The 16,575-nt window shown below is 72.1% G+C and carries 4 protein-coding genes; all 4 read right to left on the bottom strand.

Annotated elements, in window-relative coordinates:
- Positions 1–33: 33 nt before the first annotated feature.
- The 4 genes from K1T34_RS34115 to K1T34_RS34130 all read right to left on the bottom strand — a co-directional run bounded on the left by K1T34_RS34115 (position 34) and on the right by K1T34_RS34130 (position 16,568).
- A complete protein-coding gene (locus K1T34_RS34115; protein WP_220238840.1) occupies positions 34–12,642 on the bottom strand; it encodes a type I polyketide synthase in 12,609 nt (4,202 codons plus the stop codon).
- A 285-nt stretch (positions 12,643–12,927) separates the two neighbouring features.
- Positions 12,928–13,713 (bottom strand): FkbM family methyltransferase, encoded by a 786-nt coding sequence (locus K1T34_RS34120; protein WP_220238841.1) that lies wholly within the window; start codon positions 13,711–13,713, stop codon positions 12,928–12,930.
- 43 nt (positions 13,714–13,756) lie between these two features.
- On the bottom strand, positions 13,757–15,109 hold the full coding sequence (locus tag K1T34_RS34125) for an NDP-hexose 2,3-dehydratase family protein (RefSeq protein ID WP_220238842.1): 1,353 nt from the start codon (positions 15,107–15,109) through the stop codon (positions 13,757–13,759).
- 178 nt (positions 15,110–15,287) lie between these two features.
- Positions 15,288–16,568, bottom strand: a complete 1,281-nt coding sequence (locus K1T34_RS34130; RefSeq protein ID WP_220238843.1) for a glycosyltransferase — start codon at positions 16,566–16,568, stop codon at positions 15,288–15,290.
- Between the last annotated feature and the right edge of the window lie 7 nt (positions 16,569–16,575).

The raw sequence follows: 16,575 nt of genomic DNA on the forward strand, positions 1-16,575 counted from the left end.
CTCCTACGGGTTCGCGCGATCGCCTGCCGGGACTCAGGACAGCCGGAAGTCGTTGTCGATCATGGAGAACAGCTCGTCGTTGCTCGCGGCGTCGAGGTCGGTGTCGTCGTGGGTCTCACCGCGCCCGTTCCAGAGCGTGAGCAGCGACTGGAGCCGTCGGGACACCTCGCCGCGACCCTGGTCGTCGTTGCCGATCGAGGTGAGCAGTGCACCGAGCCCGTCGAGGCCGGCCAGCGCGGCGTCCACCGGCGAGGCCGACTCCGGTGCCAGTTCGGTCAGCAAGTGCGTGGCCAGCTCGGCCGGGGTCGGGTGGTCGAACACCAGTGTCGTCGGCAGCCGCAGCCCGGTGAGCGTGGTCAGTCGGTTGCGCAGTTCCACCGCCGCCAGCGAGTCGAAACCCAGCTCGCGGAACGAGCGCTGACGGTCCACTCCGGACGCGGAACCGTGGCCGAGCACCGTGGCCACCTCGGACACGACGACTTCGATCAGCTCCCGGTGCTGGTCGGCCGCGGTGAGCCCGGACAGCCGCGCCACGAGTGCCGGCCCGTCGGCGGTGGTCTCCCCGCCACTCGCCCGGCGGGGGCCGCTCCGGACCAGGTTCGCCAGCAACGGCGGAAGAGCGCCGTTGCCTGCCTGCGTGCGAAGCGCCGCTGGGTCGAGGCGGATCGGGGCGAGTAATGCCGAGTCCGTGCGCAAGGCCGCGTCGAACAGCGCCAAGCCGTCTTCGGGCGAGAGCGGCCTGACGCCACCGCGGGCCATGCGCTGCCGGTCGGCTTCGCTGAGCCCGGCGGTCAGGCTCGACTCGGAATCCCAAGCGCCCCAGGCGAGGGACAGCGATGGGAGGCCGCGGGCCCGGCGGTGCACCGCCATGGCGTCGAGGAAAGCGTTGGCCGCGGCGTAGTTCGCTTGGCCCGCGGCACCGAACATGCCTGCCGCAGAGGAGAAAGTGATGAGGGGGATGGCGGGCTTGTGCTGGTGGATGGTGCGGGCGGGGGCGATTTTGGTGTGGGTGGTGGCGAGAGTCGTCGGGGTTTGGCCGTGGAGGGGTGCGTCGTGGAGGGTGGCGGCGGCGTGGATGACGGCGCTGAGGTGGGGAGTGGTGTCGAGGAGATGGGTGAGGGTGTGGGGGTCGGTGATGTCGGCGGCGGTGATGGTGACGGTGGTGCCCTGGGATTCAAGGTCTTGTTTGAGGGCCGCGGCGCCGGGGGCGGTGGCGCCGCGGCGGGAGACGAGGTGGAGGTGGGGGGTGTGGTGGTGGGTGGCGAGGTGCCGGGCGAGCAGCGAGCCGAGGGTTCCGGTGCCGCCGGTGATGACGACGGTTCCCGACAGCAGGCCGGCGGTGGGGATGGTGAGCACTGCTTTGCCGACGAGGGTGGCTTGGGAGAGGTGGCGGAACGCGGTGCGGGCGCGGCGGATGTCGTAGGTGGTGACGGGTGGCGGGGTCAGCGCGTGCCGGGTGAAGTGGTGGGTCAGGTGGGTGAGCAGGGTGTGGGTGTGCTCGGGCGTGATGTCGCGGAGGTCGTAGGCCCGGTACCGGATCCCGGGGAACCGGCTGTGCACGTCCTCGGGGTCGCGCAGGTCGGTTTTGCCCAGCTCCAGGAAGTCCCCGCCGGACGCGGTGAGGCGGAGGCCGGCGTCGGTGAACTCACCGGAGAGGCAGTTCAGGACGAGGTCGGCTCCCCGGCCCTCGGTGGCGGCGGAAACCTGCTGTTCGAAGTCGAGGGTGCGGGAGTTGAACAGCCGCTCGGCCGGTACCCCGGCGGCGATCACCGCGGCGTGTTTGCCCGGGCTGGCGGTGGCGAACACCGTGGCACCCAGGTGGTGGGCGATCTGAACCGCGGCGGTGCCGACTCCGCCCGCGGCGGCGTGGATCAGGACCGTGGACCCGGGACCGATCTTCGCCAGCTCCACCAGTCCCAGGTAAGCGGTGAGGTAGGCGATCGGGACCGACGCGGCGTCGGCCCAACCCCATCCTTCCGGAACACGCGCCACGAACCGACGGTCCACAATGGCCCGCGGACCGAAGGAACCGGGCACCACGCCGAAGACGCGGTCACCGACCTCGAGACCGGTCACTTCGGCGCCGACCTCCAGCACGACCCCGGCCGCCTCACCGCCGATCCCGGCCTGGCTGGGCACCAGGCCGAGCGTGGTGACCACGTCGCGGAAGTTGACCCCGGCCGCGCGGACGTCCAGGCGGATCTCGTGCGGTTCGAGCGGGCGCTCGACGTCCGAGACGGGGAGCAGGCGCAGCCCGTCGACGGTGTCGGTGCCCGTGGTGTCCAGCCGCCACGAGGTGCCGGCCGGCGGGATCAGCGCCTCTCCTGTGGAAGCGAGGGCCAGGCGGGGTACGCGGGCCTCGCCCCGGCGCACCGCGACCTGGTCGTGCCCGGCCACGCGGGGCAGGAGCAGCAGCGACGCGGGATCGTCGTCGACGTCCACGAGCACGATCCGGTCCGGGTGCTCGGTCTGCGCCGACCGCAGCAGCCCCCAGGCGGCGGCGCCGCCGAGGTCGAGCACATCCTCACTGTCGTCGACGGCTTGTGTCCGGCGCGTCAGCACGACCAGCCGGGCCGCGGCGAACTCCTCACCGGCGGTCCACTCCTGGGCGAGTGACAGCACCTGATCCAGTGTTGTGGCAGGCTCGTCGGGCCCCAAAGCTGCCAGGGCCGCCAGTACGAAGTCCGGTGCCGGCGTGCCCGCGTCGAGCGCGGTCCGCAGCGCGGCGAGATCGGAGTAGGACTGCGCACCGAGACCGGCTTCGGCCAGGACAGCGGAATCACCCAGCGCGGCCCAGGCCCGGGTACCGGCGACGGCGTCCGGTTCGGTGACCGGCCACTCGAGCCGGTACAGCGAGTCGAGACTCCGGTCCGGTGCCGCTTCGGCCACGACCTCCCGCAGGACCAGTGAGCCGACGGTGGCCACGGGCAGCCCGGCCGGATCCGCGAGCCGGAGCGAGAACGAGTCCGGGCCGGTCGGTGTGAGCCGCACCCGCACCGCCGACGCACCCGTGGCGTGCAACTCGATCCCGGTCCAGGCGAAGGGAAGCCGGCCGGTTTCACTGTCCACATCGAACGTTCCGCTCGCGCACACGGCGGCGTGCAGCGCGGCGTCGAGAAGCGCGGGGTGGAGCAGGAAACCGTCGGGGGTGGCCGGCTCGGGCAGCTTGATCTCCGCCAGCACGTCGTCACCGAGGCGCCAGGCGGCGGTGAGCCCGCGGAACGCCGGCCCATAGGAGAACCCGGTTTCCGCGAACCGATCGTAGAGCTGCGAAACGTCCACCGGCTCCGCGCCCGAGGGCGGCCACGCCGCGGGCTCGTCGGTCACGGTGTCGGCGGCGTCGGTGAGCCGGCCACTCGCGTGGCGCGTCCACGGCTCGCCGTCACCGTTGGCCGAGTGGACGGTGAGGGCCCGGGCGCCGTCGGCGTCGGGGCCGCCGACCCGCACCTGCAGCCGCACGGTCCCGGTCGGCGGGACCACCAGCGGTGTCTCGAGTGTCAACTCGTCGACGCGCCCGAGGCCGACCTCGCCGGCGCAGTGCAGGGCCAGCTCGACGAACGCCGTGCCCGCCAGGAGGGTGGTGCCGGCGATCGTGTGGTCGGCCAGCCAGGGGTGCGTCGTCGTGCCGAGCAGACCGGTGAAGACCATTCCCTCGGACTCCGGCAGCGCGACGGCCGCGCCCAGCAGCGGATGCCCGGCCGGGGTGAGCCCGGCCGCGGCCACGTCCGCGCTGCCGGTCGGCCGGTCGAGCCAGAACCGCTTGCGCTGGAAGGCGTACGTCGGCAGCGAGACGGACCGGTGGCCTTGCCCGGCGAACACCGCCGCCCAGTCCACCGGCACCCCGTGGGCGTGCAGTGCCGCCAGCGCGCCGAACGCGGTGCGGGTTTCGGGACGCCCGGACCGCATCGCCGGGACGCGCACCGGGTCTCCGTCCTCGGGCACGAGTGCGCTCAGCACCGCGTCCGGCCCGAGTTCGAGGTAGGCCGTGATGCCCGAGCCCGCGAGCTCACGCAGCACCGCGTCGAACCTGACGGTGGCCCGCACCTGCCGGACCCAGTAGCCCGGCGTGGCCGCCGTCTCAGGGTCCAGCCGGGTTCCGGTGACAGCCGACACGATCGGGACCTCCGGCCGGCCGAACTTGAGTCCACTCGCGACGGTCGCGAACTCGGCGAGCATCGGCTCCATGAGCGGCGAGTGGAACGCGTGGCTGACCTGCAGCCGTTTCGTCTTGCGGCCGCGGGCGGCGAACGCGCCGGCGATTTCGAGCACCGGCTCCTCTTCGCCGGACACGACCACCGAGGCCGGGCCGTTGACCACGGCCAAGTCGGCTCGGCCGACCAGGTTCTCGAGCAGCGGCCGCACTTCGTCCACGCCGGCTTCGAGCGAGACCATCGCACCACCGGCGGGTAGCGCCTGCATCAGGCTGCCCCGCGCCGCGACGAGGACCGCCGCGTCCGGCAGCGAGAGCACCCCGGACACGTGCGCGGCGGAAAGCTCGCCGACCGAATGGCCGGCCACTACCTCCGGCGCCACGCCCCAGGATTCGAACAGCCGGAACAGCGCGACCTCGAGTGCGAACGTGCTCGCCTGCGTGTAGCGGGTCTGGCCGAGCAGTGCCGCCTCCGGTGAGCCGTCCGGGGCGGACATCAGGTCACGCAGCGACCGGCCCAGCGGGCCGTCCAGCTCCGCGCAGACCTTGTCCAGTGCCGCGGCGAACACCGGGAACTCCTGGTACAGAACACTTCCCATGGTGGCCCACTGTGCGCCCTGACCGGTGAACACCATCGCACACCGGCGTTCGCCGGCCGTCGCGGTGCTGCCGTGGGCGATCGGCCGGTCGTGCTCGATCGCGTCGAGCCCGGCGAGCAGCTCGTCGCGGTCCGCCGCGACGAGCACCGCGCGGTGGCTCAGGTTTGCGCGTCCGGTGGCGAGGGTGTGGGCGACGTCGCCGAGCTCGAGGTCCGGGTGCGCGCCGAGGTACTCACGAAGACGGTTTGCCTGAGCCCGCAGGGCTTCCCCTGACCGCGCCGAGAGCGGTACCGGCAGCACCGACGGTGGCGTGGCCTCGGCCACCGGCCGTGTGGGCGTGGGTGGTTGTTCGAGGATGAGGTGGGCGTTGGTGCCGCTGACGCCGAAACTGCTGACGGCGGCCCGTCGGGTGCCGGTGGCGGGCCAGGGCCTGGCCCGGGTGAGCAGCTCCACCGTGCCCGCCGACCACTCGATCTTCCGCGACGCCTCGTCGGCGTGCAACGTTGCCGGGAGCACCCCGTGCCGCACCGACTGCGCCATCTTGATCACGCCGGCGACTCCTGCGGCGGCTTGCGCGTGCCCGATGTTGGATTTCAACGATCCGAGCAGGAGCGGGGTGGCGCGGTCGCGGCCGTAGGTCGCGAGCAAGGCGTTCGCTTCGATGGGGTCGCCGAGCGTCGTACCGGTGCCGTGGGCTTCGACAGCGTCCACTTCGGACGGTTCGAGCCCGGCCGCGGCCAGTGCGTCGCGGATGACGCGTTGTTGGGAGGGGCCGTTGGGTGCGGTGAGTCCGTTGCTGGCGCCGTCTTGGTTGGTGGCGGTGGCTCGGATGAGGGAGTGGGTGGTGTGGTTGTGGTGGGTGGCGGTGGTGGTGCGGGTGAGGAGGATGAGTGCGGTGCCTTCGGCCCAGCCGGTGCCGTCGGCGTTGTCGGAGAAGGCTTTGCACCGCCCGTCCGGCGCCAGACCGCGCTGGCGGCTGAAGCCCACGAAGGGCGTCGGGTTGGACATCACGGTCGCGCCGCCTGCGATGGCGTAGTCGCATTCTCCGTTGCGCAGGGCTTGGATCGCGAGGTGGATGGCGACCAGGGAAGACGAGCAGGCGGTGTCGAGGGTGATCGCGGGGCCTTCGAGCCCGAGCGTGTAGGCGATCCGTCCGGACGCGACACTGCCGGACACGCCCGTGCCGATGTAGTCCTCGGTTTCCGGTGAGCCTGGGGCCACCCAGGAGCCGTAGTCGTGGTAGATCACGCCGGTGAAGACGCCGGTGCGGGTGCCGCGGAGTGTGTTCGGGTCGATGTTGGCGTGTTCGAGGGTTTCCCAGGCGGTTTCGAGCAGAAGTCGTTGCTGGGGGTCCATGGCGAGGGCTTCGCGGGGGGAGATGCCGAAGAAGTCGTTGTCGAAATAAGCCGCCTCGTGGAGGAAGCCGCCGTGGCGGACGTAGGTGGTGCCGGGGTTGTCGGGGTCGGGGTCGTACAGCGCGTCGAGGTCCCAGCCCCGATCCACCGGGAAGGGGGTGATGGCGTCGATCCCTTGGGATACGAGGTCCCACAGTTCGTCCGGGTTGGACACTCCGCCGGGCAGGCGGCACGCCATCCCGATGACCGCGATGGGCTCGTCCGCCGGCGCGACCGGGTCCGGGGTCCGCGTTGTCGTGGTCGCCGCCGCCGCGCGCTCGTCCGGCGTGGCGAGCTGATCGATCAGGTAGTCGGCGAGGACTCGCGCGCTCGGGTAGTCGAAGACCAGGGTGGCCGGCAGCCGCAGCCCGGTCAGGGTGGTCAGCCGGTTGCGCAGCTCCACCGCCGTGAGGGAGTCGAAACCCGCGTCGCGGAACGCCCGGTTGGGCTGCACCGACTCCACCGAACCGTGGCCGAGCACGGTCGCGGCATTGGTGCGCACCAGGTCCACGAGCAGCCGGCGCTGTTCCTGGCCGGTCAGCCCGCGCAGCCGGGCCGGCAGCTCCGGCTCACCGGCCGTTGCCGGCTTCGCGGCCCCGGCGGACGGCCGGACGACGGTACCCACCAGGTCGCGCAGCAGCGGGCCGACGGGGCCGCTGCGCAGCGCGGCGAAGTCCAGCCCCGCCGGTGCGACGAACGCGAGGTCGGCCGACAGCGCCCGGTCGAACAGGGCCAGGCCCTCGTCGGTCTCGATCGGGCGGGCGCCGGACCTCTCCAGGCGGGTCACGTCGGCGTCGCTGAGGTGGGCGGTCATCCCGCCGCGTTCGCGCCAGAACCCCCACGCGAGGGACTGGCCCGGCAGGCCGTGCGCCCGGCGGTGCTGGGCGAGCGCGTCGAGGAACGCGTTGGCGGCCGCGTAGTTGCCCTGTCCCGCGCCGCCCTGGACCCCGGAAAGGGACGAGAACAGCACGAACGCCGTGAGGTCGAGGTCGCGGGTCAGCTCGTGCAGCACCAGGGCTCCACCGGCCTTCGGCCGCAGCACCCGGGAGATCTGCTCCTCGGTGAGCGTCTCCACAAGCCCGTCGTCGAGCACCCCGGCCGTGTGGACCACCGCGGACAGCGGGTGCGCCGCGGGGATCGTCGCCAGTGCGGCAGCGACCCCGTCGCGGTCGGCGACGTCGGCCGCCGCGAACGTGACCGAACAGCCGAGCCCGGCCAGTTCCGCGGCCAGCTCGGCCGCGCCCGGCGCGTCGGCTCCGCGCCGGCTGAGCAGCAGCAGGTGCCGCACCCCGTGCCGGTCGGCGAGGTGCCGGGCGACCCGGGACCCGAGCATGCCGCTCGCGCCGGTGATCAGCACGGTCCCGCCGGCCGGCAGTGGCCGCGGCATCGTCAGCACCACCTTGCCGACCAACCGGGCCTGGCTCAGCGCGCGGAACGCCTCCCGCCCGCGGCGCACGTCCCACGTGGTGATCGGCGGCGGGGTCAGTACGCCTTGCTCGAAGAGCGCGAGGATCTCCCGCAGCATCTCCTGTGTGCGTTCCGGCCCCGCCTCCAGCACGTCGTAGGCCTGGTACCGCACGCCGGGATGCCGCTCGGCGACCTCGGCCGGGTCCCGCCGGTCGGTTTTGCCCATCTCCAGGAACCGTCCGCCCCGGGGCAGCAGGCGTAGCCCGGCGTCGACGAACTCGTCGGCCAGGCAGTCGAGCACCAGGTCGATCCCCTCGCCGCCGGTCACGGCGAGGAACTCGGGCTCGAAATCCAGGGTCCGGGAGTTGGCTATGTGCGTGTCGGCGAAGCCGTTGGCGCGCAGGGTGTCCCACTTGCCCGTGCTGGCGGTGCCGAACACCTCGGCCCCCAGGTGCCGGGCGAGCTGCGTCGCGGCGACACCGACGCCGCCGGCGGCCGCGTGCACCAGCACCGACTCGCCCGCGCGCAGTCCGCCGAGATCGACCAGGCCGTAGTAGGCCGTGAGGTAGATGACCGGCACGGCGGCGGCGAGCTCGAAACTCCATTCCTCGGGCATGCGGACCAGCCAGCGCTGGTCGGACGTGGCGATCGGGCCGAACGCACGGGCGCACAACCCCATCACGCGGTCTCCGGGGACGAGGTCGGTCACCTCGGAGCCGACGTCGAGGACCACGCCCGAGACCTCACCGCCCAGGTTCGCCATCCCGGGGACGAGGTCGAGGGCGACGACCACGTCGCGGAAATTCAGCCCGGCGGCGCGCACGGAGATCCGGACCTCGCCGGGTCCGAGCGGCTCGGTCGCTTCGGGGGTGGGGACCAGCTGCAGGTTCTCGAGGGTGCCGTGGCCGGTGCTGTCGAGGCGCCAGGCGGGTGCGTCCACGGGCGGGAGCAGGGCGCCGTGCCCGGACAGCGGTGCGAGCCGAGGAGTCAGCAGCTCGCCGGCGCGGATCGCGAGGGTCGGCTCGGCCGTGGCAACCGCGGCCGGGACGAGCGCGGCCGATCGTTCGTCGGCGTCGAGGTCCACCAGCACGAACCGGTCCGGGTTCTCGTTCTGGGCCGACCGCAGCAGGCCCAGCGCTGCCGCGGCGCCCAGGTCGGTGACGTCCTCGGAGTCCGAACAGGACAGTGCGCCGCGCGTGACGACGACCAGCCGGCGGCCCGCGGCCTCCGGGGCGATGAGCCACGCGCGCACCAGTTCCGCGGCTCGAGCCAACGCGCCGGCGAGATCCGGGTCATCGTCGGTGGTGAAGCAGCGCACCACCGCGGCGCCGTCGTCCGGCAGCGCCGCGAGGTCGGGGACAGCCGGCAGCCCGAGACCGAACGGGTCGGTGCCCCAGAGCGCACACCCGGCCCCGCCGGTGACCGGGACGGGCCGCCAGTCGAGGTGGAGGAGGTCATTGTCCGAAGTGGACGGTGGCGGCGGGACGGCAGCACCGCCGGCGGGCAGTGGCCGCAGCGTCAGCTCGGCGACGGACGCCACCGGTGCGCCGGCGTCGTCGAACACGTCGAGAGCCACGGCCTCTTCGCCGGTGCGCGTCAGCCGGACCCGGACGGAAGTCGCGCCGCTCGCGTGCAGCGTCGCCCCGGCCCAGCTGAAGGGCAGCCGGACCACGCGCTGCCCGCCCGCGGGTGCGCCGAGGGCCATGACGTGCAGGCCGGCGTCGAGCAGGGCCGGGTGGATGCCGAACCCGTCGGGCCGGGCGGGCTCGGGGAGGCGCACTTCGGCGAACAAGTCGGTCCCGAGCCGCCACGCGCGGTGCAGGCCCTGGAAAGCCGGCCCGTACCGCAGCCCGGATCCGGCGAGATCCGCGTACACGTCGGTTGTGCCGATCTCCTCGGCGCCCGGCGGCGGCCACGTGCCGAGGGCGGCGACGTGCTGCGCGGGCCGCTCGGCCAGCGTGCCGGTGGCGTGCAGGTCCCACGTGTGCCCGTCCCGCGACGAGTGCACGCCGAGGGGGCTGCGGCCGTCGGCACCAGCAGTGCCGACGCGGATCTGCACCTGCACCGGTGAGTCGTCGGCGGGCAGGACCAGCGGCCGGCGCAGCGTGAGCTCCTCGACGCAGGACCGGCCGACCTGGTCGCCCGCTCGCACTGCCAGCTCCACGAAAGCCGTGCCCGGCAGCAAAGTCGATCCGGCGACCTCGTGGTCGGCAAGCCAGGGCTGGTCTTTGCGCGAGAGCCGTCCGGTGAGCAAGAGGCCGTCTCCGTCGGCGAGCGTCACGCTCGCGCCGAGCAGCGGGTGCCCGGCCGGCAGAAGACCGGCCGAGGCCGGGTCGCCGGTCGTCGGCAGCTGCTCCAGCCAGTAGCGCGTGCGTTGGAACGCGTACGTCGGCAGCTGCACCATGGTGGTGCCGGAACCGGCGAACAGCGCGGGCCAGTCCACCGTCGCGCCGCGGACCCACATCTCGGCCACGGAACGGAGGAACCGTGCCGGACCGCCTTCGCCGCGGCGGAGCGTGCCGGTCACCGCGGCGTCCGCGTCGGCGGCGTCGAGGATCTGCTGCACCACCGGCACGAGCACGGGGTGGGGGCTGACCTCCACGAACACTCCGAGTCCCTGGTCGAGCGCGGCGGTCGTCGCCCGCGTGAACTCGACCGGCTCGTGCAGGTTGCGGTACCAATACTCGGCGTCGAGCCCGCTGGTGTCGAACACCGCTCCGGTGACCGCCGAGACGAACGGCAGCTCCGAGCGGCGGGGCGTGATTTCCGCCAGCTCCGCCAGAAGCCGTTCGCGGACCACGGAAACCTGCGGGCAGTGCGACGCGTAGCCGATGGCGAGGCGGCGAGCGCGCACCCCGGCCGCCTCGCAGGTCGCGACGATCGCGTCCAGCGCGTCGAGGTCACCCGACACCGCGGTGGACGACGGTCCGTTCACCACCGCGACCGCGAGCTTGTCCGGGTACTCCGCCACGAGCTCCCGCACCTGCTCCACCGGCAAGGGGATCGACACCATGTCACCGCGGCCGGCCATCAGCTCGCCGATGGCCTTGCTCCGCAGCGCGACGACCTTCGCCGCGTCGGCGAGGCTGAGCGCTCCGCACACGTACGCCGCGGCGATCTCGCCCTGCGAGTGTCCCACCACCATCGCCGGGTGCACGCCGGCCGCCTGCCACTGCGCCGCCAGCGCGACGATCACCGCGAACAGGAGCGGCTGCACCACGTCCACCCGGGTGAGTTCCGGGGCGCCCGGTTCCTCGCGCAGAACGGCGGTCGGCGACCAGTCGACGTACGGCGCCAAGGCCGCTTCGCAGTCGCGGAAAGCGGCGCGGAAGACCGGTGCCGAGTCGAGCAGCTCCACGGCCATCCCGGCCCACTGCGAGCCCTGGCCGGGGAAGACGAACACCACCCGGGGGTCGGGAACGACGCTCCCGGCGACCGTGCTCGCGGGGAGCCCGTCCGCGCCGCTCTCGGCGAGCGCGGCCAACGCGGGGTCGGCCGCGGCGGGATCGAGGACGACGGCCCGGTGGTCGAGGTGGGCGCGTCCGGTCGCGAGGGTGCGGGCGACGTCGCCGGGCGGGAGATCGGGGTGTCCGGCCAGGTGGTCGCGCAGCCTGGCGGCCTGGGCGCGCAGGGCGGTGCCGGTGTGGGCGGACAGGACCCACGGCAGGGTCGCCGCGCCGAGCGGCCGTTCGCGGTCGTCTGCGGCGGGTTCGGGCGTGGGTGGTTGTTCGAGGACGAGGTGGGCGTTGGTGCCGCTGACGCCGAAGCTGCTGATGGCGGCGCGTCTGGTCGTGGTGGTGGGCCACGGCCGGGGTTCGGTGAGCAGGGCGAGGTGGTGGTGGGGCCAGTTCTCGGTGGTGCTGGGTGTGGTGTGGAGGGTCGGCGGGAGAGTGTCCTGGTGGAGGGCGGCCGTCATCTTGATGAGGGCCGCGGCGCCGGCGGCGGCTTGGGTGTGCCCGATGTTGGATTTGAGCGTGCCGAGGTAGAGGGGAGTGGTGCGGTCGGGTCCGTAGGTGTTGTGCAGGGCTTGGGCTTCGATGGGGTCGCCGAGGGTGGTGCCAGTGCCGTGCGCTTCGACGACGTGGATGTCGTGGGGGGTGAGGTGGGCGTTGGCGAGGGCTTGGGTGATGACGCGTTGTTGGGAGGGGCCGTTGGGTGCGGTGAGTCCGTTGCTGGCGCCGTCTTGGTTGGTGGCGGTGGCTCGGATGAGGGAGTGGGTGGTGTGGTTGTGGTGGGTGGCGGTGGTGGTGCGGGTGAGGAGGATGAGTGCGGTGCCTTCGGCCCAGCCGGTGCCGTCGGCGTTGTCGGAGAAGGCTTTGCACCGCCCGTCGGGTGCCAGACCCCGTTGGCGTCCCTGTTCGACGAACGTCGTGGGCGTCGCCATCACGGTCGCGCCGCCTGCGATGGCGTAGTCGCATTCTCCGTTGCGCAGCGCCTGGATCGCCAGGTGGATCGCGACCAAGGAGGACGAGCAGGCGGTGTCGAGCGTGATCGCGGGGCCTTCCAACCCGAGCGTGTAGGCGATCCGTCCGGACGCGACACTGCCGGCCATGCCGGTGGCCAGGAACCCCTCGACCTCGTCCGGCAGCCGGGACCGCTCACCACCCGCGTAGTCGTGGTACATGACGCCGGTGAAGACGCCGGTGCGGGTGCCGCGGAGTGTGTTCGGGTCGATGTTGGCGTGTTCGAGGGTTTCCCAGGCGGTTTCGAGCAGAAGTCGTTGCTGGGGGTCCATGGCGAGGGCTTCGCGGGGGGAGATCCCGAAGAAGTCGTTGTCGAAGTAGGCGGCGTTGTGGAGGAAACCGCCGTGGCGGACGTAGGTCGTACGGGGGTTGTCGGGGTCGGGGTCATACAGCGCGTCGAGGTCCCAGCCGCGGTCGGTGGGGAAGGGGGTGATGGCGTCGACGCCTTGGGATACGAGGGTCCACAGTTCGTCCGGGTTGGACACTCCGCCGGGCAGGCGGCAGCCCATGCCGATGACCGCGATCGGCTCGACGGCGTCGTCCTCGAGCTTCTTGATCCTGCGGTTCGCCTGCCGCAAGTCCGAAGTCATCCGCCGGAGATAGTCGACGAGCTGCGATTCCTCGGTCAACTGCGTGCCCTTCACTGGCTGGGGTAACAGGGGAAGCGCTGCGCACAGGGCACGGCGCGTTCGGCTCACCGGGCCTTGACCGCCGGCGGGGCATCGGGCGCGTCAGCGCGCTCTGCCGCGGCCTTCAGTCAAGCGAGTCCGATCAGGCAGCTGGAACCCCTAACCGGTCCGGCGGGCCTTGCGCTCGCGGCGCGGGTGGTGGCCCGTGCACCGCGCCGGCCGGGGCCCGTCGGCGGGGTGCGTTAGGGGTGATCGCGGACGCGACGCACCGTCGTCGCTGTCGGGTCAGCGACCGGCGAACAGCAGGTACACGCTGGCGCCGCGGAACGCGGGTGCCTGGGACACGCGAACCTCGTAGCCCAGTGTTGCCAACCGGGCCACCACGACGCCGAGGCGCCCGTCGAGGTCGTGCACCTCGACGACGACCTGGCGCACGCGCGGCCACAGGTCCGCTCGCATGCCGTCCAGCACCGTGAGTTCGGCCCGTTCGACGTCGATCTTGAGCAGGCCGATGTCGGTGACACCCTGCTCCTCGATGACCGTCGTCAGCGTGCTTGTGCCGACGGTGTCGGACAGGGCGGCGCGCTTCTCGGTGACTGCCCGCACTTCCGCCGGCTTGATCTCGGGCACTCCCAGGTTCGTCAGGTAGGTGCCGAGGTTGTGCGCGTCGTCGTCGTGGTCTACGTACAACGTGGACATCGACGGGTTGTCCGGGTAATAGTGGAACTCCTGGTTGCCCGTGCGGTCGCTCAGCGCGGTGGCCGAGGCGATCCCGTTGGGCACGTGCGCGGCGAAGTTGCGCAGCAGGCAGGCGTGCGTCCGTGACGCGGGCTCGAAGGCCAGGATGCGGGTGTCGGGAAGCCGGTCGGCCAGGAACATCGACACCAGACCGATGTGCGCCCCGACGTCGATGATCGTGTCGCCGGGCCGGATGGCGTCGAGCGCGGCCGGGAACGGCGAGTTGCGGACGATCTCGTCCCACAGCGCCGGCACCTCTTCGGCGTGGTCGCAGGCCACCTCGCGGCCGTCGGGCAGGCGTACCTGCGTGGTGTGCTGCTGGTCCGTGGTCAAGGTGATCTCCTGGGCGCAATCGGGGACGAGTGGTTCGGTCGGTTCAGAGGACGGGATCGGCGACCACGTCGCGCGACTGGAACGCGCCCCGTTCCCCGACCATGCAGCTCAGCAGGCAGCGCGCGGCGACGTTGACGTGGTTGCCGTACCGGACGAATCCCGTGAGCTGCTCGGGGGTCGTCCAGCAGTAGTCGGGCGGCGCGTCGAGGTCGAACTCCTCGCCGACGTCGATGACCAGGTAGCGGTTCTCCGCGTGGTAGAACCGGCCACCCTCCTCGGAGTGCACCGCGTCGACCAGGATCCGATCGGGCGCCGCGCTCTGCACCAGGTCCAGGTAACGCGGACGGCGTTCGGGCGGCTCGTCGTGGAAGCTGTCCGGGATGCAGGAGACGGTCGGGGCCATCTCGACCAGGTCACTGGTTCCCGCCTCCGTCCGCGCGCACACGAGGACGTGGAAGACGCCGTCGATGAACCGGCCGAGGAAGGCGATGATGCCGCGGTTGACCGGTTTGATCATGGGCTGGGACCATTCCGCGACCTCGCGGCTGCTGGCCCTGACGTGCACCCCGAGCACGGTGAAGTGCTTGCCGTCCGGGCGGTTGATGATGCCGTCGCGCAGCTGCCAGCCGGGGATCTGCGCGAGGGGCAGCAACCGGCGGTCCAGGTGCGCGTTGGTCTTCACCTCGGTGAACCAGCTCAGCACTTCCTCGTCGGAGTACCGGCTGCCGCGCGCGCCGTCGCGACCGTTGCGGGTGGCGACGCCGATGAACGGCATGCCGGAAAGCACCGTCCGCGCGTCCATGTTCACCAGGTTCGGCTCGGCCAGGAGGTCCGCGATCTGGGGCAGGCTCAACCAGCAGAATTCCTCGCCGGGCGTGATGGGGCTTTCGATCTGCACGATCACGTTGCGATTGCGCTTGGCCAGGAACCAGGACCCCTGTTCCGACTGGAGCGCGTCGAACACCGTCCGGTCGGCGCGGGGGCGCATGAAGTAGTCGAGGTAAGGCACCCGGCTGCCACCGTGCACCTGCGTGTAGTTGCTGCGGGTCGCCTGGACGGTGGGGGAGAGCTGGAGCAGGTTGATGTTCCCCGGCTCCATCTTGGCCTGCATGAGGCAATGCACCTCACCGTCCACAACGGTCACCATGATCCCGAGCAGGCCGATTTCCGGCTGCAGGATGATCGGTTGCGACCAGCTGCCGATCGCTCGCCGGTTGGTTTCGACGTGGATACCGCGAACGGCGAAGAACTTCCCGGAACGGTGGGTGATGTCGCCGGTTTCGCCGTCGGCCGACCACCCGTCGAGCTGGTCGAGTGGCCGCGGTGTCACCTGGTACTCGTGTGCTCGCCTGCGTTCGAGAAACCAGTCGTGGAATTCCGTCAGATCCGCAAACATGCTCAGACCGCCTCGGGTTTGTCGCGCGGTGGCTGGACGCTCAGATGATCGCGCCAGCGACTGTCAATTCAGGATTCCCGGCGCCGGTGGGGCCCTCTACCCCTAATGGACCCTGCACCGACGGCGCCGAGGAGCTGCTGAGCGGGGTGCGGGCGCGCGCCCGTCCCGCCAGGGGTTGTCAAGACATCTGCGGCGTCGAAACCCCCGCGGCCCAGTCCTCGACGACCTGCGCGGCCAGCTCCACACCCGGATCCTGACCGGCAGCCTTTGCGAGTCGCTGCGCCCGCGCGGTGATCGACGGATCGGTCACCGCGGTTCGCACGGCCGCGGTGAGGAGGTCTCCGGTCAGCTTCGCGAACGGGACCGGACGCGGGGCGACGCCGAGAGCAGCCAGCTGCCGGGCCCACATCGGCTGGTCGGCGTAGCAGGGCACGACGACCTGTGGTCGTCCTGCCTTGGCCACTTCGGCCGTGGTGCCCTGGCCGCCGTGGTGCATCACGGCGGCCGCGGCCGGCAGCAGCCAGCCGTACTCGGCGGTCTCGACCCGGATCGCGTCGAGATCGCCGGGGAGTTCGCGGTCGGGTCCGCCGACGAACACCAGCCGCTTGCCCAGCCGGCGGCCCATGTCCACCGACGCTTCCCATAGTTCGTCTTTCCCGACCGACCAGGCGCTGCCGAACGCGGCGACCACCGGGCTGTCTCCGTCGGCGAGGAACCGGGCCAGGGCCGGTGGCCGGTTGCCGGCATCGTTGGTTCCCCAGTTGCCGGTGACGTAGCAGCGCTGCGGCCAGTCCGGAGGAGGCGGGAAGAGGCTCGGGCTGAACTGGTAGAGCAGCGGGCGCAGCACCCCGGATTCGCGCAGCCGCGACCGGAGACCGAGCCGCGTGAGGCCTCCGGCCCGGCGCCGGTTGTTGATGCTGACGCGGTAGATCAGCCATTCGAGGTAGTCGCGGTTGGCGTGCGTGACCCGGTTGTAGCGGCCGGCCAGCCGCCCGGGCCAGGGGAATTCGGGCGCGCCGAGCGCGGGCCACGCGGCAGTCGGTGTCGTGGGCCAGCCGTCCACCGAACACCAGGGCGTGTCTTCACGCACCAGCGCGCCGATGCGGGTCAACGTCGTGTTCACGATCACGTCCGCGCCGTCGGCGGCGGCGACCATCTCCTCGACGAACGCGTCCATGTCCGCGGCGCTGCGCCGGGGCGCGGCGAGGGACATCCGGAAGAGCGACGGTCCTTTGCGCAGCGCGGCCCTGACCTTCGGGCTGGCCAGCATGTCGGCGGTGGTGTCGGTGCCGAGGCTGGTGAACGGGACGAAGCCCAGCCCGGCCCCGATGACCATGGGCTCGAACTCGGCGCCGGTCGCCACCACGACGTCGTGGCCCCTGGCCAGCAGCGCCTTGCCGAGCACGACGAAGGGCTGGACGTCACCGCGGGTACCGATGCTCAGCAGTGCCACGCGCATCGGGGTC

This window comes from Amycolatopsis sp. DSM 110486 (assembly GCF_019468465.1).
Classification (GTDB): Bacteria; Actinomycetota; Actinomycetes; order Mycobacteriales; family Pseudonocardiaceae; genus Amycolatopsis.

Excerpts from the sequence above, each read along its gene's own strand:
- K1T34_RS34125 (WP_220238842.1), bottom strand. The coding sequence starts at position 15,109 with ATGTTTGCGGATCTGACGGAATTCCACGACTGGTTTCTCGAACGCAGG.
- K1T34_RS34130 (WP_220238843.1), bottom strand. The coding sequence starts at position 16,568 with ATGCGCGTGGCACTGCTGAGCATCGGTACCCGCGGTGACGTCCAGCCC.